Source organism: Streptomyces avicenniae (assembly GCF_000719135.1).
GTDB classification, from domain to species: domain Bacteria; phylum Actinomycetota; class Actinomycetes; order Streptomycetales; family Streptomycetaceae; genus Streptomyces; species Streptomyces avicenniae.
This window is the reverse complement of the sequence record NZ_JOEK01000011.1, coordinates 205186-225361: the sequence shown is the minus strand read 5'-3', so window position 1 is coordinate 225361 and position 20176 is coordinate 205186. Positions and strand designations below refer to the sequence as shown.

Annotated in this window: 20 protein-coding genes and 1 tRNA gene; 2 read left to right on the top strand and 19 right to left on the bottom strand. The window is 74.1% G+C overall.

Features of this window, described 5'->3' with window-relative positions:
• Window positions 1-122 precede the first annotated feature (122 nt).
• Genes IF27_RS20105 through IF27_RS20090 form a run of 4 tightly spaced genes read right to left on the bottom strand, consistent with a single transcriptional unit; the run spans window position 123 to window position 3989 of the window.
• A complete protein-coding gene (locus tag IF27_RS20105) occupies window positions 123-581 on the bottom strand; it encodes a GNAT family N-acetyltransferase (RefSeq protein ID WP_223291121.1) in 459 nt (152 codons plus the stop codon).
• 14 nt (window positions 582-595) lie between these two features.
• Window positions 596-1150 (bottom strand): GNAT family N-acetyltransferase, encoded by a 555-nt coding sequence (locus IF27_RS20100; RefSeq protein WP_052851055.1) that lies wholly within the window; start codon window positions 1148-1150, stop codon window positions 596-598.
• Window positions 1151-1152: 2 nt separating this feature from the next.
• A complete protein-coding gene (locus tag IF27_RS20095) occupies window positions 1153-2841 on the bottom strand; it encodes an ABC-F family ATP-binding cassette domain-containing protein (RefSeq protein WP_052851054.1) in 1689 nt (562 codons plus the stop codon).
• A 41-nt stretch (window positions 2842-2882) separates the two neighbouring features.
• A complete protein-coding gene (locus IF27_RS20090) occupies window positions 2883-3989 on the bottom strand; it encodes a pyridoxal-phosphate dependent enzyme (RefSeq protein ID WP_223291120.1) in 1107 nt (368 codons plus the stop codon).
• 104 nt (window positions 3990-4093) lie between these two features.
• On the opposite strand from IF27_RS20090, the gene IF27_RS20085 reads away from it, so the two are divergent.
• On the top strand, window positions 4094-4441 hold the full coding sequence (locus IF27_RS20085; protein ID WP_052851053.1) for a DUF427 domain-containing protein: 348 nt from the start codon (window positions 4094-4096) through the stop codon (window positions 4439-4441).
• A 430-nt stretch (window positions 4442-4871) separates the two neighbouring features.
• Here the strand turns inward: IF27_RS20085 and IF27_RS20080 are convergent, their stop codons facing one another.
• From IF27_RS20080 to IF27_RS20060, 5 genes are all read right to left on the bottom strand, one after another.
• The gene (locus IF27_RS20080; protein ID WP_052851052.1) at window positions 4872-6611 is read right to left on the bottom strand and encodes a hypothetical protein; all 1740 of its coding nucleotides are present in this window, start codon (window positions 6609-6611) and stop codon (window positions 4872-4874) included.
• Between the two features lie 578 nt (window positions 6612-7189).
• Entirely contained in the window at window positions 7190-7624 is a 435-nt protein-coding gene (locus IF27_RS20075) for a DUF6228 family protein (RefSeq protein ID WP_052851051.1), read from the bottom strand.
• Window positions 7625-7913: 289 nt separating this feature from the next.
• A tRNA-Ala gene (locus tag IF27_RS20070) sits at window positions 7914-7986 on the bottom strand.
• Between the two features lie 107 nt (window positions 7987-8093).
• Window positions 8094-8327 (bottom strand): hypothetical protein, encoded by a 234-nt coding sequence (locus IF27_RS20065; RefSeq protein WP_052851050.1) that lies wholly within the window; start codon window positions 8325-8327, stop codon window positions 8094-8096.
• A gap of 180 nt (window positions 8328-8507) precedes the next feature.
• Window positions 8508-9974 (bottom strand): MFS transporter, encoded by a 1467-nt coding sequence (locus IF27_RS20060; protein ID WP_110946065.1) that lies wholly within the window; start codon window positions 9972-9974, stop codon window positions 8508-8510.
• Between the two features lie 108 nt (window positions 9975-10082).
• Between IF27_RS20060 and IF27_RS20055 the strand changes: the two genes are divergently transcribed.
• Window positions 10083-10919, top strand: coding sequence for a helix-turn-helix transcriptional regulator (locus IF27_RS20055; RefSeq protein WP_052851112.1), 837 nt, complete (start codon window positions 10083-10085; stop codon window positions 10917-10919).
• A gap of 43 nt (window positions 10920-10962) precedes the next feature.
• On the opposite strand, the gene IF27_RS20050 is transcribed toward IF27_RS20055, so the two are convergent.
• The 10 genes from IF27_RS20050 to proB form a co-directional block, all read right to left on the bottom strand.
• The gene (locus IF27_RS20050; RefSeq protein WP_052851049.1) at window positions 10963-11613 is read right to left on the bottom strand and encodes a histidine phosphatase family protein; all 651 of its coding nucleotides are present in this window, start codon (window positions 11611-11613) and stop codon (window positions 10963-10965) included.
• Window positions 11610-12053: a ribosome silencing factor gene (gene rsfS, locus IF27_RS20045; protein ID WP_052851048.1), complete on the bottom strand. Its 444-nt coding sequence runs from the start codon at window positions 12051-12053 to the stop codon at window positions 11610-11612. Before rsfS ends, IF27_RS20050 begins: the two co-directional genes overlap by 4 nt.
• A gap of 81 nt (window positions 12054-12134) precedes the next feature.
• Window positions 12135-13862 carry an LCP family protein gene (locus IF27_RS20040; protein ID WP_052851047.1) on the bottom strand — a complete coding sequence of 576 codons (1728 nt, stop codon included), beginning with the start codon at window positions 13860-13862 and terminating at the stop codon, window positions 12135-12137.
• A gap of 22 nt (window positions 13863-13884) precedes the next feature.
• A complete protein-coding gene (nadD, locus tag IF27_RS20035; RefSeq protein ID WP_420822034.1) occupies window positions 13885-14523 on the bottom strand; it encodes a nicotinate-nucleotide adenylyltransferase in 639 nt (212 codons plus the stop codon).
• A gap of 7 nt (window positions 14524-14530) precedes the next feature.
• Window positions 14531-14704, bottom strand: coding sequence for a hypothetical protein (locus IF27_RS31195; protein WP_190233042.1), 174 nt, complete (start codon window positions 14702-14704; stop codon window positions 14531-14533).
• A 191-nt stretch (window positions 14705-14895) separates the two neighbouring features.
• Window positions 14896-15966 carry an SCO2583 family membrane protein gene (locus IF27_RS20030; protein WP_052851045.1) on the bottom strand — a complete coding sequence of 357 codons (1071 nt, stop codon included), beginning with the start codon at window positions 15964-15966 and terminating at the stop codon, window positions 14896-14898.
• A gap of 138 nt (window positions 15967-16104) precedes the next feature.
• Entirely contained in the window at window positions 16105-17016 is a 912-nt protein-coding gene (locus IF27_RS32065) for an SCO2584 family spore wall biosynthesis protein (protein WP_052851044.1), read from the bottom strand.
• 50 nt (window positions 17017-17066) lie between these two features.
• On the bottom strand, window positions 17067-18353 hold the full coding sequence (locus tag IF27_RS20020; RefSeq protein WP_052851043.1) for a glutamate-5-semialdehyde dehydrogenase: 1287 nt from the start codon (window positions 18351-18353) through the stop codon (window positions 17067-17069).
• 74 nt (window positions 18354-18427) lie between these two features.
• Window positions 18428-18829, bottom strand: coding sequence for a hypothetical protein (locus IF27_RS20015; RefSeq protein ID WP_052851042.1), 402 nt, complete (start codon window positions 18827-18829; stop codon window positions 18428-18430).
• 189 nt (window positions 18830-19018) lie between these two features.
• Complete coding sequence (gene proB / locus IF27_RS20010; protein WP_052851041.1) at window positions 19019-20140, bottom strand: glutamate 5-kinase; 1122 nt, start codon at window positions 20138-20140, stop codon at window positions 19019-19021.
• Window positions 20141-20176 lie beyond the last annotated feature (36 nt).

Genomic DNA, 20176 nt, shown 5'->3' with positions numbered 1-20176 from the left:
CTCGCGCAGGAGGGGTCCGCCGTGCTGACGTCGTTCGCCGTCCGTCAGCACGGCCGCGTAAGCAGAAGGCGTGCGGCACGCATGCGGTCAGGGTACCGCACGGCCGTCAAGCCCCCGCCGGGTCACGCTGCGTGACCGGCCGGTGAGGTAGCGCGGGTGAAGACGCGATGCGCGCCGAAGCCCTCGACGACGAACGTGTCCCCGACCGTCCCGAAGCCCTGCCGCAGGTAGAAGCCGCCCGCGTCCATGCGCCCGTTGCACCACAGCAGGTCGGCGCCGCGCGCGGCGGCCTCGGCGGCGGCGGCCTCCAGGACGGCCGCGCCGAAGCCCAGGCCCCGCGCGGCGGGCGCCGAGGCCATCCCCCGGAACCGGTACGCGTCCCGCGCCCCCTCGAACGGGTCGGGGAAGACGCTGACGCACGCCAGCACCTCGGGCCCTTCCCCGTCGTACGCGGCGACGTGGAACGTGCCGGGCGCCGCGTCCTCGGCGAACACGGCGCTCTCCCGTGGACGCCCCGGCCGCAGCACGGACCAGCGCAGCCCGTACACCTCGGCCAGCGGGACGACGGCGGTACGTGTCACCCTGTCCGCCATCCCTACGCCCGCCCGGCGCGCCACTCGCGGGCGAGCACCGACCAGATCTCCATGTCGTGCCGCTCACCGCCGCGCAGGTAGCTCTCGCGCAGCACGCCGTCCCGCGTCATCCCCAGCCGCCGCGCGACGGCGATGCTCGGCCCGTTGGACGCCGACACCCACCACTCCACGCGGTGCACGCCCCGCTCCTCGACGGCCCAGTCGATCAGCACGCGCGCGGCCCGCGTCACCAGGCCGCGTCCCACCGCCGCCTCCTCAAGCCAGCAGCCCGCCTCGGCCGTGCCCTGCGCGGTGTCCATGGTGCGCAGCAGGACGCCGCCGACCAGCGTCCCGTCGAGCCAGATCCCGTCGAGGCGCCCGGCGTCGGCGGCGGCCTTCTCGGCGTAGGTCCGCAGGTAGGCGCGGGCGGACTCCAGGTCGGTGACGATGTCCGGCAGGCCGTTGCGCCGCCCGACGAAGTCCCGCGCGCGGTCCATGTGCGCCAGGAACTCGGGCGCCCGCCAGGGCTCCAGGGGCCGCAGCTCGGCGCCCTCGCCGCCGAGGGGGATCGCGTACATGGTCATCTTCCCTTCGTGGCGCCCGACATGGCGCGGTCGTCCCACACGGGCTCGTCCGTCTCGACGAGGGAGCCGTTGTCGCGCAGGAAGAGGTGGCGGTTGAACGAGCGGGCGAACCAGCGGTCGTGCGTGACGGCCACGATCGTGCCCTCGAACAGCCCCAGCGCGTCCTCCAGCGCCTCGGCCGAGACGAGGTCGAGGTTGTCGGTGGGCTCGTCGAGCAACAGGAGCGTCGCGCCCGACAGTTCGAGCAGGAGGATGCGGAAACGCGCCCGCTGGCCGCCCGACAGGTTCGCGATGCGCTGCTCGGCCGACTTGGCGAGGCCGTAACGGTCCAGCGCGCGGGACGCCTCCTCGCGCGGCATGCCCTGGCGCGGCCCCTCGCCCCGGTGCAGCACCTCAAGCAGCGTGAGCTTCTCCGAGCGCTTCGCCGTGGCCGACGACTGCCTGAACCAGCCGGGCCGCACCCGCGCGCCCAGCCGTGCGACGCCGGTCGCCGCGACCGGCTCGGGCAACTCGTCGCCGACCGGCTGGTGTTCCTGGTCCGGGTCGGTGCCGCCGAGCGCCAGCAGCCGCAACAGGTGCGACTTGCCCGAGCCGTTGGGACCCGTCACGACCACGCGGTCGCCGAAGTGCACCTCCAGGTCGAAGGGTTGGACGAGCCCGGGGAGCGCCAGGCCCGTGCAGACGATGCTGCGCTTGCCCGTACGGCCGCCGCGCAGCCGCATCCCGAGGCGCTGCGTCACGGGCACCTCCTCCGGCGGGCCCGCCTCCTCGAAGCGCCGCAGCCGGGTCTGCGCCGCCTGGTAGCGGGACGCCATGCCGTCGTTGAACTTCGCCTTCTGACCCAGGGTGAGGACGAGTTGGCGCAGCTTCGCGTGCTCCTCGTCCCAGCGCCGCCGCAGCTCCTCCAGGCGGCTCATGCGCTCGGCGCGGCCCTCGGCGTACGTGCCGAAGCCGCCGCCGTGCACCCACAGCCCGGCCCCGGCGGCGCCCGGCTCCAGCGTCGCGATGCGGGTGGCCGTGCGGGCGAGGAGTTCGCGGTCGTGGCTCACCAGCAGGACGGCCTTGGGCGACTCGGTGAGGCGGTCCTCAAGCCAGCGCTTGCCGGGGACGTCGAGGGCGTTGTCCGGCTCGTCCAGCATCAGGACCTCGTGCGGGCCACGCAACAGGGCCTCAAGCGCGAGCCGTTTGCGTTCGCCGCCCGACAGCGACGCGACCTCGCGCCAGCGCGCGCGTTCCCAGGGGATGCCCAGCGCCGCCTGACAGCAGACGTCCCACAGGACCTCGGCCTCGTAGCCCTGGGCGTCGCCCCAGTCGGAGATGGCCTGGGCGTAGGCGAGTTGGGTGGGCTCGTCGTCCGCCTCCATCATCGCCAGCTCGGCGGCGTCCAGCGCGCGGGCCGCCGCCCGTACGGCGGGGGGTGCCAGGCTCAGCAGCAGGTCGCGGACGAGCGGGCAGTCGTCGCCGACGTTCTGCGGCATCACGCCCAGCGCGCCGGAACGCGTGACGGCGCCCTCGTGCGGGGCGACATCGCCCGCGACGATGCGCAGGAGCGTCGTCTTCCCCGCGCCGTTCGGGCCGACGAGGGCCGTGCGATGGCCGTCGCCGACGCGCAGCGACACGTCCGACAGCAGCGGACGTCCGTCCGGCAGGGAGTAGTGCACTCCGGCGATCTCGATATGTCCCACGCCCGCAGTCTGCCGGAGCGGCAGGGGGATGCCCAACGCCTTTAGGCCGACGCCCGCCGCGCACCGCTGCCGAAGCGCCACGCGCCGGTGGCGGCGAAGCGTTCCAGGTCCGCCGCGTAGCGCCCGGGGGCCAGGCCGTGGGCGTCGGCCCAGGCCGGGTCGAGGTGCGTGGCGCGGTAGGGCTCGGCACCGTCGCCCATGACGGCGACGACGCTGCCGCCCGTGCCCGCCTCGCGCAGGCGGGCGGCGAGATGGCAGGCGGCCCACAGCACCGTGCCGGTGGCGGGGCCAGCCGGGACGCCCGCCGTGCCGTGCAGCCAGCGCAGGGCCGCCGCACCGGCGGCGTCGGGCACGGGGATCACCAGGTCGATCAGCTCGGGCGCGAACCCTGGCTCCACGCGGGGGCGGCCGATGCCGGGGACGCGCGACGGCATCCCCGTGGCGTAGTCGCGGCAACCGCTGGCCCAGGCGGGGAAGTAGGCGGAGTTCTCGGGGTCGGCGACGGCGAGGCGCGTCGGGTGACCGCCCCCGCGGATGTGACGGCCGAGGGCGGCCGACGTCGCGCCGGTGCCCGCCCCGGCCACCAGCCAGGCGGGCACGGGGTGGCGGTGCGTGCGCAGGGCGGCGAAGATCTCGTCGGCCGCCGTGGGGCCGGGCCAGGCGGCGAGGGCGGGGGCGGCGTCGGTGTAGTGGTCGAGGAAGTGGGCGCCGACGCGGGCGGCGAACGCGCGGGCCTCCTCGTGCAGCCCGGCCGGGGGGCCCTCGGCGTCACGGCACGCGCCGCCCTGCCGCTCGATGCCCGCCCGCACGGCCCGCGGCGTCTTCGCCGGGACGACGGCGACGAACGGCAGCCCGGCCAGCGTCGCCAGCCGCGCCGTCGCGACGGCCACGGCGCCGCCCGTCCCCATGACGACGGTCATGCCGCGCGCGAGGGCTCCGGTGCCGATGGCCTGGCACAACATCGCTTGCGCGAGGCGGTACTTGAGGCTTCCGGTGGGGAGCGCGGACTCGTCCTTCAGATAGAGATCCACGTCCGGCAGCGCGGGCAGCGGCACGCGGCGCAGCGGGGTCGGCGTGGCCGGCCCGGCGTCCGCCATGAGCCGCAGGATCGCCTCCGCCGCCCAGCCACCGGCCCCGTTCGCACGCACGCCCCCACCCTAACGGCGTGCCCTGACGCCGGACGGGTGGGCGGCGGGCGAGGGACAATGGACGGCGACGCGGACCGGCGGGGGCCGGTCCCGGAGGGAGAGCCGTGGGATCAGGACACACCGTCGAGGCCGCGACCGTCGAGCGGCACGTGCGCGTGGAGATCGGCGGCCAGGTCGTCGCCGAGACGCGGCGGCCCGTGCTGCTCAAGGAGACCGGGCTCCCCGACCGCTGGTACATCCCCCCGGCCGACGTACGCCTCGACCTCCTCGCACCGGCTGACCTGCACACGACGTGCCCGTTCAAGGGCGAGGCGTCCTACTGGACGCTCCGCGGCGCCTCCCCCGACCGGACGGTGGCCTGGGCGTACCCGGAGCCGATCCCGTCGGTGGCGGTGATCAAGGACCACCTCGCCTTCTACGACCGCCAGGCGACGGTGACGGTCACACCGTGACCACCGCCGGACCGCCACCTCACGCGCGCACCAAAGGTGAGGTAAGCAAAATTCAGCACCCCCGCCCCTGAACCCGCAGGTCAATTACTCTGCTCCCCGCACCCGCGGGGCTGTTCCCACGGCCGCGTAGCCGCCGATCATCTTCCGGTCCTCCTCCCCGCGCACGCGGGGCTGCTCCCGGCTGCTCGGCGCCCTGGGCGACGGCCTCGCGCTCCTTTCCGCGCACGCGGGGCTGCTCCCCGCATCTCGTATCCGCCATGCGACCAGGCGCGCTCCTCCCCGCGCACGCGGGGCTGTTTTCGTCGTCCACATGGGCGGGGAAGGCGAACTGGGCTCCCGCACAAGCGGGGTGCAGGAGCGTGGAGCCGCCTGCTGGGCGACCGGTGGGGGTCGGGCAGCAGGCGGTGGGGGCGGATGCGCTCCGGTGGTCCTACAGCTTCCTGCCGGTTCCTCCCGTGGAGGTGATGTTCGCCGTGACGTCGCCGCCGACGTTCAGGGGTCCGTCGATGCTCGCGCCGTGCGCGATCCTGCCGTTCACCCGGCTGCCGACGCGCATGATGTTCTGGCCGTCCGAGTCCAGGAAGTCCGCGCCGCCCTTGATGTCCAGCCAGCCGCTGGGGTAGGTGTCGAACACCGGCCCTTGCACGTCGTTGACCGTGATCCCGCCCTCCACGACGAGCCGTTCCTTCACCAGCGCGCCGCCGGTGACCAGCTCGTTCAGATCCGCCTTGGCGGCGGAGACGGTGCCCCAGTCCTTGCCGGTCCCGTGGTACACGTCGATCCCGGAGTCGGGGAAGTCGATCCACCCCGAACTGTCGCTCCGCCCCCAGACCCACTTCGTGCGCACGCCGTTCACGTCCGCCTTGTCCGCCGAGACGGTGCCCCACTCCTTGCCCGTGCCGTGGTAGACGTTGATCCCCGACGACGGGAACTCGATCCACCCGTCACTGTCGTCCCGCCCCCGCACCCACTTCGTACGGACGCCGTTCACGTCCGCCGTGTCGGCCGAGACGGTGCCCCAGTCCTTCCCGGTGCCGTGGTACACGTTGACCCCCGACTCGGGGAAGCTGATCCAGCCATCGCTGTCGTTGCGCCCCCAAACCCACTTCGTGCGGACCCCGTTGACATCGGCCTTGTCCGCCGAGACCGTGCCCCAGTCCTTCCCCGTCCCGTGGTACACGTTGATCCCGGACGACGGGAACTCGATCCACCCGTCACTGTCGTCCCGCCCCCAGACCCACTTCGTGCGGACCCCGTTGACGTCCGCCTTGTCCGCCGAGACGGTCCCCCACTTCCCGGCCCCGTCGCGGACCTCCGCCCCCGTCGCCGTGAAGGCGACCCGGCCCTTGTCCGTCGTCCCCTCGACCCAGGGCGTACGCGTCCCGCTCTCGAACTCGGGAACGCGCGCGTGCACGGTCGTCGTGAGGAAGTAGCCCTGCTCCAACTGCCCGGTCCCGCCGCCGGTCCCGGCCACCAGCGTGTAGGTCGTGCCCCTCCTGGGGGCGGAGGGCGGCGACCAGGTGTGGGACCCCTGCGTCACCTGGGGCCCGGGATTGGCCGTGTGGACGAGGACGTCGCCCCCGTCCGCGCCACGGATCCAGTAGTCAAGGTTGTCGGGCCCCTCCCACGCGAGGACGACGTTGGCGCCCGCGTCCACATCGACCTGGGACGGCCCCTCGGGACGGAAGTTCCGCGGGACCTTCGGCGTGCTCGTCACCAGCCCGAGCGTGAGCCCGTAGGACTCCCCTGCCGAGGGGAAGCCGCGATGGTCGTCCCCACCCCAGGCGACCTCACGTATCTTCAGCGGCACCAGCCCCCCGGCGCCTGAGACGGCGATGTTCTCCAACTCCAGGGTCAGGGAGTGCCCGGGGGCGAGGTTGATCACGGCCCCCGAGGAGCCGTCCAGCCGGAAGGACCCCGTGGCGCCGTCCCAGCGGAAGTTCAGCAGCGCCGCCGAGGGGGTGGGTGGATCGGTCCTGACGCCGAGGGTGACGTCCTGCGGGGACGCGGTCAGCCCGGACAGGTCCACCTCGATGGATTCCCATGTCACGGTCCGCAGATGGTGGTTGGAGACGATCACGTACAGGCTCCCCACCGAGGGCGCCCCGGGCTGGGACGCCGCCAGTGCGGTCGGGTCCGTGACGACGGAGTAGTTGAGCAGAGCCGGCATGGCGAGAACTCCTTTAGCTCGGCGTTCGGCCCGGTCAGGGCGGAAGGCGTGCTGCACGGGAGGCGGGAGGAGGAGTCGGGACGTCCGACCGACACGGACCGTGCCGTCGAGTGGTACGGAGAAGGGAGGAACCGCGTCGTCACGCGGCGTTCGGCGGACGGGTTCCGCACGACGGCCGCCGCACGGCGCGGCCTCTCGGGGTTCCCCGACGCGCGAGCCGTCCGGCCGTCCCCCTCCGGCGTCTTCCCCTCACGATCCCCCCCACGGCCTCGCGTCAGCACACCCGGGAACAGAACTGTCCCCGCGGACGCCCCGGCAAGCGCGCTCCCGCCCAACCGGCTCGAACCGACCACCGGGGAAGCGGACTTCGAGCCGAAGAGGGCCGACTACCTGCGCAGCACCCCCCGCCACCGCCACAATGCGCCGCCGCCGACACCCCCCGAGGCGAGGCCGGAGCGCGCACCCCGGCCTTCGGCAAAGCAAAAGATCCCCTCCCAACGGAAGGGGATCTTCCCTGCGGTGAAGAACTCCTCCAGGCCCCGTCAGCCAGGCACCTGCGCGGCCAGCCGCGGACGCCGTTACTCGACCGCGCTCGTGAGAAATGTGCGGAATTCGGCGGCGAGGGTGCGCATCTCCTCGCCGGCCGCATGCACGGTGGTGGTCTCGAAGTGCCACTCCTCGAACGGCGGGCGGCCGTGGATGCCCCACGTCAGGTGGACGTAGCCGCCCGAGCGGTGTTCCGCCGAGATCGTCAGGTCGCGTTCCAGGGAGCGCCAGGCGCGCGCTCCTCCCCAGCCGCGGAAGTCCTCGGCCAGTGCGGAGAGGAAGGCGTCGAGGCCGTCGCCGTCCCACGTCCGCACCAGGGTCTCGATGCTCACCGATTGCCCGCGGGCTCTCACGAGGAAGTCGAGTGTGAGGTCGTCCCCGTAGGGCCTTGTCGGCTCGGAGAAGAGCAGGTGGACCGGTCGGGGTCCTGGGTCTCCTACGCGTATCGTGGCGCCACCTTCGCTCATGTGGGCAGGTTAGAAGTCGGCGGATTCGCCGACCAGTTCTTATCCCCATGCATCGCGCGCCCGTGCATCGATCCGGGCGGGTGGCGGGAGCACGTGCCCGCTGGCGCATGGGCAGGCCACCGACCGTGGGCGTCCGCAGGGACAGGAGCGACAAGGCCCGTCGCCATCCGGACCGGCGCCACGGCCAGGGACCGGCTCTTCAAGAGCTGACCCGACTCCGTAGTCACGCAGACAGTCACGCAGCGCACGAAAGAAGCCGCCTCCCTCATGGGAGACGGCCTCTGATCTGTGGAGCTATGGAGAATTGAACTCCAGACCTCTTGCATGCCATGCAAGCGCTCTACCAACTGAGCTATAGCCCCTTGCCTGTCCCCGCTCCGGGTGTCCCCTTCGCGGTGATCCCTACTTTACACGCACCCCCGGGCCGATTGCCAAATCCGCGGGAGGGGCGGATCGGGCGGGCCGGGGGTCACACGCTGGCGAAGGAGTAGAACCGCTTCAGCGCGCAGTGCTCGTCCAGGAGACGGCCGTAGATCGGCTCGCCCTCCAGCTCCCGGTAGACCTCGATCGGGTCGCCTCTGATGATCAGGGCGCGGGCGCATTCGACGCACCAGTACTGGTAGGACGTGTTGACGGGCTGGAGGTCACGGACGATCGGTGTACCGGTCCCGCACCAGTCACACTTCCTGCTGTGTGCACCCAAGAGCGATCAGCTCCACCCTCTGTCGTGGGCCGTGCTCACCGTGGCGTACCCCTCGTCGGCTCGGGCTCCCGTAGCCCGGCGTCTACCCCGGATTGTGCCACGGCAACGAGCGGCCGATAAGCGGGAGATCCCGCCTCCACGGAAGGGAGACGGGATCGATACACGCTGCCGGGCCGCCGGTCAGGGCGTCCTCACCCGCCGTCCCGTCCCGGCCGCCGCACCCGCCACGGCGATCACGGCGAGGGCGATCACCACCGGCCACAGGGCACCGGCCGTGGACCCGTCGGCGTCGGCGCGGTCGAGGAAGAGGGTGCCGATCATCGCGATGCCGAGGAGCATCCCGAGCTGCGTGCACAGCACGGTGATGCCGCTCGCGTCCGGGGCGTCCTCGGGGCGGACGGAGCCGAGGGTGCGGGCCAGCGTCGGCGCGTACGCCAGGCCCATGCCGAGGCCGGTGCAGGCGAGCGCGGCGATCACGGCGGGGCCCATGCCGTCGCCGTCGCGCAGCAGCAGTCCCGTGACCAGCAGCGCGACGGCCGCCAGCAGGAAGCCGACCGGCGCGAGGACGCCGTGCAGGCGCGCGGGGAGGCGGCGCCAGTACAGCGACGTGAGCCCGTAGCACACCGCCATGGGCACGAACATCGCCCCGGAGCGCAGCGCCGGGTACGCGAGGCCGCCGCCCGCCTCGGGCCCCTGCGCGTGGAGGGACAGCGAGAACGTCAGGCCGCCGTTGACCACCATCGTCAGCAGGATGCCCGCCGCGCCCGGCAGGACGCCGGGGGTGCGCAGCGCGCGCGGGGATATCAGGGGCTGGCCGCCGGAGCGGGCGAGCCGCGTCTCGTACACGCCGAAGGCGGCGGCGAGGAGCGCGCCGCCCGCGAGGCAGGCGAAGCACCAGGCGGGCCAGTCGCGTTCCTGCCCGAGCACGAGGGGCACGGTGACGAGGAGCACCGTGCCGCTGAGCAGCACGAGGCCGACCGGGTCGAGGCCCCGCGCGCGGTCCGTCCCGGCCCGGGACAGCGGCAGGACGCGGGCGCCGACCACGAGGAGGACCAGGCCGATCGGCACGTTGACGAGGAACACCGACCGCCAGCCGAGGCCGAGGACGTCCGCCTCGATCAGCGCCCCGCCGACGATCATCCCGGCGGCGGCGCCGGTGGCCACGACGGCCGAGAAGTACGTGAGCGCCCGCGCCCTGGCCTGCCCGGCGAACGTGCGCTGGATCAGGCTGAGCACCTGCGGCACCATCAGCGCCGCGCCGACGCCCTGGACGGCCCGCGCCGCGATCAGCGCGTCGGTGCCGCCCGCCAGGCCGCAGGCCAGGGAGGCGGCGGTGAAGACGCCGAGACCGGTGAGGAAGAGGCGGCCAGGACCGAGGCGTCCGCCGAGGCGGGCGCCGGTGATGAGCAGCACGGCGTACGTGATCGTGTACCCCGCGACGACGAGCTGGAGGCGGCTGCCCGAGGCGCCGAGGTCGGTACGGATCGTGGGGGCGGCGACGTTGACGACGAAGACGTCGAGCAGCGCCATGAACTGTCCGGCGAGCACGACCGCGAGGAGCCGTCCGTCACGCGACGCGGGCGGGGGCGCGACCGCGGCGGCAGCGGCGGGCGGTGCCGTCGTGGCGGTCCGGGAGGAGAGGGTCATGCCCCCACCCTCCGGCCGGGCCGGTACGGGTAACGAGAGCCGCTCGATACTGGTAGTGGCGGACACCTGGCTGGGCGCCCGGCCGGGGAGGAAGCTGGGGAGGTGGCCATGACGACGACACGGCGGCGGCCGGAGCTGGGGGCGTTCCTGCGGAGCAGGCGCGGCCGGATCAGGCCGGAGGACGTCGGGATGCCGCCGGGCTTCCGGCGGCGGACGCCGGGGCTGCGGCGTGAGGAGGTCGCGCAGCTCGCCGGTGTCGGTGTGACGTGGTACACGTGGCTGGAGCAGGGCAGGCCGATCAACGTGAGCGCGCAGGTGCTGGACGCGGTGGCGCGGACGCTGCGGCTCGACCAGGCCGAGCGGCAGCATCTCTACCACCTGGCGGAGGTGCCGCACGACGGCGGGTCGGGCGCGGAGGCGACGGCGGGCGCGGAGCTGCCGCGGGACGTGCAGGGCATCCTGGACGCGCTCCACCCGCTCCCGGCGGTCGTGCTGAGCGCCCGTTTCGACGCGCTGGGGCTGAACCGGGCCTACGCCGCGCTGAGCAGCGCGCGGCCGGGCCGGAACGTGCTGCGGACGGTGTTCTGCGGCGAGGGCGGCGGGGACTGTCCGATCGTGCTGACCGAGCCGGAGCGGCGGCGGCTGGTGGCGACGCTGCGCTGGTCGTACGGCAACCACGCGGGCGAGCCGGTGTGGGAGGCGTTCATCGCCGAACTGACGCGCGGGAGCGCCGAGTTCGCGCAGATGTGGGCGAACGGCGACGTGGTGCCGCCGGGGCCGCGGCCCAAGATCTTCCGGCACGCGATGCTGGGCGAGATCAGGACGCGGTTGCAGTCGCTGTCGGTGGACGGCATGCCGGAGGCGCGGATGGACGTGTTCTTCACGGAGGACGCGACGCAGCAGCGCCGCCTCGACCTGCTGCTGGAGCGCACGGGCGCCGTCTGACCCCCGGCGCGGCGCTCCGCGGAACGGGGAACGGGAACGGGGCTCAGACGTCGTCGCCGATGGCGGCCTCGGGCAGGGAGCTGGCGTTGTGCTCCAGCAGGCGCCAGCCGCGGACGCTCTCGCCGAGCACGGACCAGCAGCAGTTGGTCAGCCCGCCAAGGGCCTCCCAGCTCTGCGACGGCAGCCCGAGGAGCCGTCCGATGGTGGTGCGGATCGTGCCGCCGTGGCTGACCACGACCAGCACCGCGCCGGGCGGCAGCTTCTCGACGGTGCGCTCGACGAGGGTGGCGGCCCGGTCGGCGACCTCGGTCTCCAGCTCGCCGCCGCCGCGCCGCACGGGCTCGCCGCGCCGCCAGGCGGCGTACTGGTCGGCGAAGCGCGCCTGGATCTCGGTGTGCGTGAGCCCCTGCCACTCCCCCGCGTACGTCTCACGCAGCGCCTCGTCGTACGTGACGTCGAGGCCGGTGACGGCGGACAGCTCGGCCGCCGTGTCACGGGTGCGGCGCAGGTCGGAGCAGATGACGGCGTGCGGCGCGAGGGTGGCGAGCTGCCGGGCGGCGCGCCGGGCCTGGGCGCGTCCGGTGTCGGTCAGGTCGATGTCGAGCTGGCCCTGGAAGCGGTCCTCCAGGTTCCACGCGGTCTGGCCGTGCCGCCACAGGATGACGCGGCGGGGGGCACCGGACGTGCCGCTCAGCTGAACTCACCGCCAGGGGCGCCGGTGGCCGCGGGCTGCTCCTCGGCGCGCTCGGCGCCCTTGGTGCGGGTGGCCTCGGCGTCGGCCGGGAGGTCGAGCTCCGGGCAGTCCTTCCACAGCCGCTCCAGGGCGTAGAAGACCCGCTCCTCGGAGTGCTGGACGTGGACGACGATGTCCACGTAGTCGAGGAGGATCCAGCGGCCGTCGCGCTCGCCCTCGCGGCGCACGGGCTTGGCGTCGCAGTGGGTGCGCAGGGCCTCCTCGACGCCGTCCACGATGGCGCGGACCTGCCGGTCGTTGGGCGCGGAGGCCAGGACGAAGGCGTCGGTGATGGCGAGGACGTCGCTGACGTCGTAGGCGATGATGTCGTGCGCGAGCTTGTCGGCGGCGGCCTGGGCAGCGACGCCGACCAGTTCCTTGGCGCGGTCCGTGGCGGTCACAGGTGCGGCTGTCTCCTCGTTCTCATGGCCGGCCCGGTGGCCGGGGCGTGGTCTCCCAGGGTCTCACGGCCTCGGGCGGGGTCACTGTCCATAATCCCCGCCCAGGACGATCGTCACATCGGCATTGCCCGCCGGGTCGCCCTGGACGACGGCGTCCTCGGGCAGGCCCAGGGTGCGCGCGGCCTCCAGCGCGGTCGGCTGGTCGGCCTCGTCCGCGTAGGTGACCTGGGACGTCTCGGCCGTGTCGTCGGTGGGCCTGGCGTCCACGACGGTGAAGCCGCCGTTGACGAGCGCGATGCGGGCCTCCTCCGCGCTGCCCTCGACGCCGGTGGCGTCCCTGACGCCGACGCGGACCACGCCGTCGAGCCCCACGTCGCTGACCGTGCCGCCCAGGACGTCGGCGACGAGGCCGTCGGCCGTCTCGTCGCTGATCGTGCCGTCCTCCTCCGCGGGCAGGACGGTGGTGGTGTAGGCGTCGTCCTGCGCGTAGCCGGCGAGGGTGGCGAGGCTGGCGCCCAGCTCCTCGACGCCGAGCGGCGGGACGACGATCTGTTCGAGGGAGCGGACGACCTCGGTGGCCTCGTCGCGCCCGGTGGGCAGGGCGGACAGGACGGCCTGCATGACCTGGCCGAAGCGGTCGAGCTGGGCGGTGGCGGGCTCGTCGGGGCCGCGGTAGGTGGCGTAGGCGACGGCGAGCTGCCCGGACAGGCGGGTGTCCTCGGCCTGGGAGACGAGGGGCTCGCCGTTCTCGCCCGGCACGTCGGTGTCGGTGTCGAGCCTGACGCCGCCGACGAGGTCCACGAGCCGTTCGAGGTAGGGGGTGTCGAGGCGCCAGGTGCCGACGATCTCGGCGCCGAGGAGGCCGCCGACCGCGTCCTGCACGGCGGTGGTGCCCTCCTCGGCGACGGCCTGGGTGAGGGTGGTGCCGGTGCCCTCGGCGATGACGGCGAGGTCGCCGGGCAGGAGGAGCGTGGTGCCGGTGCCCGCGCCGCCGTCGGCGACGAGCAGGGCGGTGGAGCTGACGTCGGAGTCCACGGGCCGCAGGTGGACGAGGATGACGTCGCGCGCCTCGCCGCCGGGGCCGCCCGTGCCCTCCTCGCCAGGACCGGCGACGCCGGGGAGGTTGCCGGTGGCCCACAGGCCGCCGACGCCGCCGAGGACGGCGAGGACGAGGGTGATCACGAGGAGACGGCGGCGGGACTTGCCGCGGCGCTTGGCCTCCTCGCGGCGTTCGGTGCGGCTCTCGCTGAACTTGAGCCAGTCGATGACGTCCTCGCCCTGCTCGTCCTCCTCATCGACGAAGGCGAACTGCTCGGTGCGGTACTCGGGGTCGTCGGACTCGCCCGGCCCGTCCGTACGGCGGGGGGCGGGGGACGGCTCGGGGCGCGCCTCGGCGGGGCGCTGCGGCGGGACGGGCGGCTCGGGGGTGTCCTGCACGGCGGGCTGCTGGGCGGTGCCGGTGTCCCAGCCGCCGTACGGGTCGGGCTGCTGCGGTGTCTGCGGCTGCTGCGGCTGGTACGGGGCCTGGTAAGCCTGCGCGTCCTGCCCGCCGTAGCTCGGGGCCGTGCCGTAGTCGGCGTACCCCTGCTGGCCGCCCTGCTGCGCGTAACCCCCGTCGTAGCCCTGGTGATAGCCCTGCTGGTAGTACCCCTGCCCCTGCTGCTGGTAGGCGTCCTGCCCCTGCACGGGGGCCTGGTACTGCTGCCCCTCGGGCGGCTGCTCGTCGCCGCCGGGGCCGTACAACGGCCGACCGTACTCGTCGTAGCCGTAGATCTGCTGCCCCCCGTACGGGTCCTGCCGGTCGTTCACCAATGCCGCCCTTCCGTGGGGATCAGGCCGTGACACCCGTCGTCGCGTCCGGGTCGTCGCGGTAGAGCGCGCGTTTGCTGATGTAGCGCACCACGCCGTCCGGCACCAGATACCAGACGGGGTCGCCCCTCGCCACCCGCTCCCGGCAGTCCGTGGAGGAGATCGCCAGGGCGGGCACCTCGATGAGCGAGACGCCGCCGCTGGGCAGGCCCGGGTCGGCGAGGACGTGGCCGGGCCGCGTCACGCCGATGAAGTGGGCGAGGGAGAAGAGTTCCGCCGCGTCGCGCCAGCCGAGGATCTGGGCCAGCGCGTCGGCGCCCGTGATGAAGAACAGGTCGTCATCGGGGTGTTCGGCACGCAGGTCGCGCAGCGTGTCGATGGTGTACGTCCGGCCGCCGCGGTCGATGTCGGTGCGGCTGACGGAGAACTGCGGGTTGGACGCCGTGGCGATGACCGTCATCAGGTAGCGGTCCTCGGGCGCGGAGACCTCCCGGTGTTCCTTCTGCCAGGGCTGGCCCGTCGGCACGAACACGACCTCGTCCAGTGCGAACCGGGCCGCCACCTCGCTGGCGGCGACCAGGTGACCGTGGTGGACCGGGTCGAACGTGCCGCCCATCACCCCGATCCGCCGCTTGCCCGGTGTGCCTATCCGGTCTCGCACGGCGGGCTCAGCGGTCGCGGTTGAGGCGCGTCGTGATCCACAGGAGGACCAGCAGCGCGAGGAGCGCGCCGCCGCCGATGGCGTACGGGTTCAGGCTGTCGTGTCCGTGGCCGTGGCCGCCGCCCTCCTCGCTGGCGAGCAGCGTCAGGGCTTCGGCGGCGGGCTGGAGCAGCGGAGTCATGGGCTGGCCTATCCGGTATCCGGGGACGGGGCGGACTGCTGAAACGTAGGGTCATCGTAAGCGGAGCCGCGCGCCCCGGCCTCCCGCCCCCACCCCCGGGACGCCGAGGCGGCGCGGAATCGGCGGGAATCCGCCGTGACGCCCGGGGAAACGCCCGGCCGCGGGGGGCGGCGCGGGACGGCGGCGGGGCGTCAGGAGACGGCGCCGCCCGGCGCGTACGCCGCGCACAGCACGGGGTGCTCGGCCTCCAGCTCGTACGGGTCGATGCCCGAGGTGCCGGGCAGGGACGCGTGCTGCCCGGCGAGCAGCGGGTGCAGGGCGTCCGCCGGGTCGCTGGCGCAGTCCATGGGGCCGGCAAGCGTGTCCACCTGGCGCAGGACGATACGGCGGTCGCGCAGCTCGTCGTCGCCGAACAGCAGCCGCACCTCGCGCTGCACCGTGAACAGGACGACGGGCGCGGTCGGCTCACCGGCGGGCTGGAGCGCGTAGGCGACGGCGTGGTGGCCGGTGACCTGGAGGACGTCCTCGTCCGACTCGGCGAACGTGAACCGGCCGTCCACCCGCACCTGGGTGCCCGCCGGGGTGACCTCCTCGGGGTCGAACCTGACCAGCCAGTCCGTCGCCGCCGACCGGCCGCCGCGCCCGGCGAGCGCGGCGTCGAGCTGCCGCTGCTGCTCCTCGCCGAGGAGCTGCCGCACGGGGACGGCGGTGGCGCCCGCGTACACGTCGGGGGTGAGCGCGCTCGCCACCAGGTACTCCTTGGCGAGCGTCAGGGCGGTGAGGACCTGTTCGCGGGAGAAGTTCTCGGTGGGGCGCGGGTCGGGGAGGGCGACGCCGCCGGGGCCGATGCCGAAGGCGCTCGCCGGGCTGTTCTCGAAGAGGGACTCGGCGTCGGCCGCGCCCGGCACGTCCTCGCCCGGCGCGAGGACGACGGTGGTGCCCGAGGGCGGGTCGGGGATGAGCCGCCCGCTGGCGCCGTACGGGTTGCGGCTGCCGAGGTAGATGGCGGCGGCGAAGGCGAGCAGGACGATGACGGCGAGCGCTATGCCCTGCCGGGGCACGGCGCGTATCAGCGGCCCCGCCGCGTCGGACGGCCTGCGGCGCACGGCCGTGGTGTGGTCCTCCAGGCGTTCCTGCGCCGAATACTCCTGTATGCGGGCAGCGTTGACGAACGACTCGTCGAAGACGGTCGCACCGTACTCGTCGTCCCCGGCTCCCGGGGCACTCCCGGATGCTCCAGGAGGGTCGTAACGCCCGGCCACCGCTCCAGCGTAGAACGCCGGGGCTGGTTCAAGAAGCCCCGGCAGGAGGGACTTTCGGCACACCGAGGCACGAGGGGTCACGGGACGTGCGCCCGTGTGGCGTGTACGGACGCACTGCGGCGGCCCGTCCTTGGCCGTCTAGAAGCCCTCGCCGGGCCCGTCCTCGTCGGCCGTCGGGCCGGTGAGGCGGTCGCCGTGGGGTGGCTCCCCGGCCGCGTCCCCCGGGTCGCCCGAGGGGGAAGGGGGCAGCGGGTCGGGATCGCCCGACGGGAAGGAGCCCGCGCGCTGGATCGCGATGACGGCGAACGCGAGGACGCTCAGGCCCATCACCATGGCCAGCACGCAGGCCACCGGCCGCTGCCAGCGCACGGGACCGGCGCCGTGCGGTGCGGCCCGGGATATCGCGGCGCGGGGCGGTGGCGCGTCGAAGAAGCCGCGGCCCCCGCCGCGTACCGTGGGCCGCCGGTCGGGGTGCGGGCCGCCGGGGGCGTGGTCGTGGGGGTCGGTGCCGAGGGGTTCCTCGGGTTCTTCCGGGAGGTAGCTCAGGTAGTCGGAGCGGTCGAAGCGGCCCTCGTCGTCCTCGTCGTCGTCCGCCTCGTCGTCGTCCAAGGCGTCGAGCGCGTCGAGGGCTTCGAGCGCGTCGGGGTCGTCGTCCGCCGGGTCGGGGGCGGCGCGGTTGTCGAACCGCGCGAACCTCCCGAACGGGTCGGGCCCGTCCGCCGCTCCGGACGGCCCACCGGCGTCGTCCCCTGCGGCGAACCCGGCGAGCCCCGTGGAGCTGCCCGGGTCGAGATCGGGGTCGCGGTAGAACAGGGGCCCTGCGCCCGGCCCTTCGTCGGCCGCGTCGCGCTCACGCTCACGTTCCTCGGCGCGTTCCATGGCCGCGTACAGCAGCCGCTCGGCCGCGGTCGGTTCATGTATCGCGGCGGCATCGACGAACGCCTCGTCCAGTACCACGGCGGCGAATGCCTCGTCGGCTGCCCCGTGGCGGTCTTCGCTGTCGGGGCCGTCGCCGTCACTGAACGGCAGGCCCCCCACGTCGTCCGGCACGCCATCCAGCGTAGGCCGAATACCGGACGAGGGGGAGGGCCATTGGGATTTCACTCAACGGTGTGACCATCACCTGTGACGACATACGTCGTGGAGGTCAGCTCGGCGAGACCCATCGGGCCGCGCGCGTGCAGCTTCTGGGTGGAGATGCCGATCTCGGCGCCGAAGCCGAACCGCCCGCCGTCCGTGAAGCGGGTGGACGCGTTGACCATGACGGCCGCCGAGTCCATGCGGGACACGAAGCGCCGGGCGGCGGCGGTGTCGCGCGTGACGACGGCCTCGGTGTGCCCGGACGTCCAGCGCCTGATGTGCGCGACGGCGGCGTCCAGGTCGGGCACGACGGCGGCGGCGATGTCGTAACTCAGGTACTCGGTCTCCCAGTCCGCGTCGGTGGCCGGGACGACCTCGGTCCCGGCGGCGGCGCCCGCCTTCTGCCACGCCTCGTCGCCGTGCACGGTCACCCCGGCCGCGGTGAGCGCGGCGAGGGCGCGCGGCAGGAAGCTGTCGGCGACGTCCGCGTGGACGAGGACGGTCTCCGCCGCGTTGCACACACTGGGGCGCTGCGCCTTGGAGTTGACGAGGATGTCCACGGCCATGTCGAGGTCGGCCGCCGCGTCCACGTAGACGTGGCAGTTGCCGGTGCCCGTCTCGATGACCGGCACGGTGGACTCGCGCACCACGGTCTGGATCAGCGAGGCGCCGCCGCGCGGGATGAGGACGTCCACGAGGCCGCGCGCCCGCATCAGTTCGCGCACCGACTCCCGGCTCTCGCCCGGCACGAGCTGCACGGCGTCGGCGGGCAGCCCGGCGCTCACGACGGCGTCGCGCAGCACGCCGACGAGCGCGGTGTTGGAGGTGTACGCGGACGAGGAGCCGCGCAGGAGGGCCGCGTTGCCCGACTTGAGGCAGAGGGCGGCGGCGTCCACCGTGACGTTGGGCCGCCCCTCGTACACGATCCCGACGACGCCGAGCGGCACGCGGACCTGGCGCAGTTCGAGGCCGTTGGGGAGCGTCGAGCCGCGTACGACCTCGCCGACGGGGTCGGCGAGCGTCACGATGTGCCGCACGTCGGCGGCGATGGCGGCGATGCGCTGCGGGGTGAGCGTGAGCCGGTCGATCATCCCGTCGGGGGTGCCAGCGGCGCGGGCGCGGGCGAGGTCCTCGGCGTTGGCCGCGACGATCTCGGCCGACCTGGCCTCCAGGGCGTCGGCGACCGCGAGGAGCGCCGCGTCGCGCGCGGTGCGCGGCAGCGGGGCCAGCTCGGCGGCGGCCTCCCTGGCGCGGGCGGCTGCGGCGAGGACGGGGGACGACGCGGTGTCGGTGGATGCGGCGCTCATGGGCCACAGCTTAGGTCGTCCCCCCGCCGGGCGGACCGGCGCGACAAGGGGTGGACACCGGGCACCGGCGGCCGTCAGAACGGGTGCACGCCCACGGGCACGGCCGCCGGGAGCCCGTGCCCCTCGGCGAGGCGCTGGTGGTACGTCTCGCGGCCGATGACCTCAAGGCCGACGATCTCCCACGGCGGCAGCCCCGCCGTGCGCCGGTGCTCGCCCCACAGCCGCAGCGCGACGGCGGCGGCGTCGTGCAGGTCGCGGGCCTCCTCCCAGTACCGGATCTCCGCGCGGTCGCGGGCGTAGCGGCTGGTCAGGAGGAAGGGGTGGTCGTGGGCGAGCTGTTCGAGCCCGCGTCTGACCTCGGGCAGCGGCGCGGCGGGCCCGGCGACGCTGAGGGTGATGTGCCACAGGCGGCTGGTGTCGGGTCGGGTCGGCGCGTGGCCCTGGCGGCCTCCCTCGACGCTGGCCAGTCGTCTCACCGGCGGCCTCCTGACATGGTGCGAACGTACGGAAGGGTACGGGCTGGTGCCCCCGCACGAGTTGACCAGCTCACGCGCCACGGCGTGGGCCGTTTTCCGAACCTTCCGTGGAAAGACCGGTCTTTCACACATCTGCGCTCGTGGACGCCCGCCCGCGGTCACCCGGTCGGCACGGACGGGCGCGATCCGTCACGGCCGCAGCAGCACCAGGTCGTCGCGGTGGACGACCTCCCGCTCGTACGCCGGGCCCAGCTCGGCCGCCAGGTCGTGCGTGGAGCGGCCGATGAGCCGGGGGATCTCGCGCGCGTCGAAGTTGACCAGTCCGCGCGCGACCGGGCGGCCCGCCGGGTCGCGCAGCTCGATGGGCTCCCCGGCGGCGAACTCGCCCTCCACGCCGGTGATCCCGGCGGGCAGCAGCGAGCTGTGGCGCCGCGTGATCGCCTCGACGGCGCCCGCGTCCAGGACGACCGCGCCGCGCGGCGCCGAGGCGTGGGCGAGCCACAGGAGCCGCCCGGCGGCGCGGCGGCCCGTGGGGCGGAAGTAGGTGCCGGTGGTGGCGCCGGACAGCGCCTCGCCCGCGTGGCCGGCGGAGGTGAGGACGACGGGGATGCCCGCGCCGGTGGCGATGGCGGCGGCCTCGACCTTGGTGACCATGCCGCCGGTGCCGACCCCGGCGCGCCCGGCCCTGCCGATCTCGACGTGGGCCAGGTCGTCCGGCCCCGTCACCTCGGTGAGGCGGCGCGCGCCCGGCCGCGACGGGTCGCCGTCGTACAGGCCGTCCACGTCCGACAGGAGCACGAGCAGGTCGGCGCGGACGAGGTGGGCGACGAGGGCGGCGAGGCGGTCGTTGTCGCCGAAGCGGATCTCGTCGGTGGCGACGGTGTCGTTCTCGTTGACGACCGGCACGACGTTCATGGCGAAGAGCTGGTCGAGGGTGCGGTAGGCGTTGCGGTAGTGGGTGCGGCGGCTGGTGTCGTAGGACGTGAGCAGCACCTGCCCGACACGCCGTCCGTACCGGGCGAACGAGGCGGTGTAGCGGGCCAGCAGCAACCCCTGTCCCACCGAGGCCGCGGCCTGCTGCCTGGCCAGGTCGGCGGGGCGTCCGGTGAGCCCGAGGGGGGCGAGCCCTGCCGCGATCGCACCGGAGGAAACCAGTACGATCTGCCTCCCGTCCTGTTTCACCAGCACATCGACCAGTGCGTCCACCCGGTCGGCGTCCAGCCCCCCGGCCGCGGTGGTCAGCGAGGATGAGCCGATCTTGACGACGATCCTGCGGGCGTCGGAGACGTCCTGGCGTGGTGCCGCTGCCACTGCTGCTCCCTGTTCGCTGCGCCGCCTGCCCGGCGG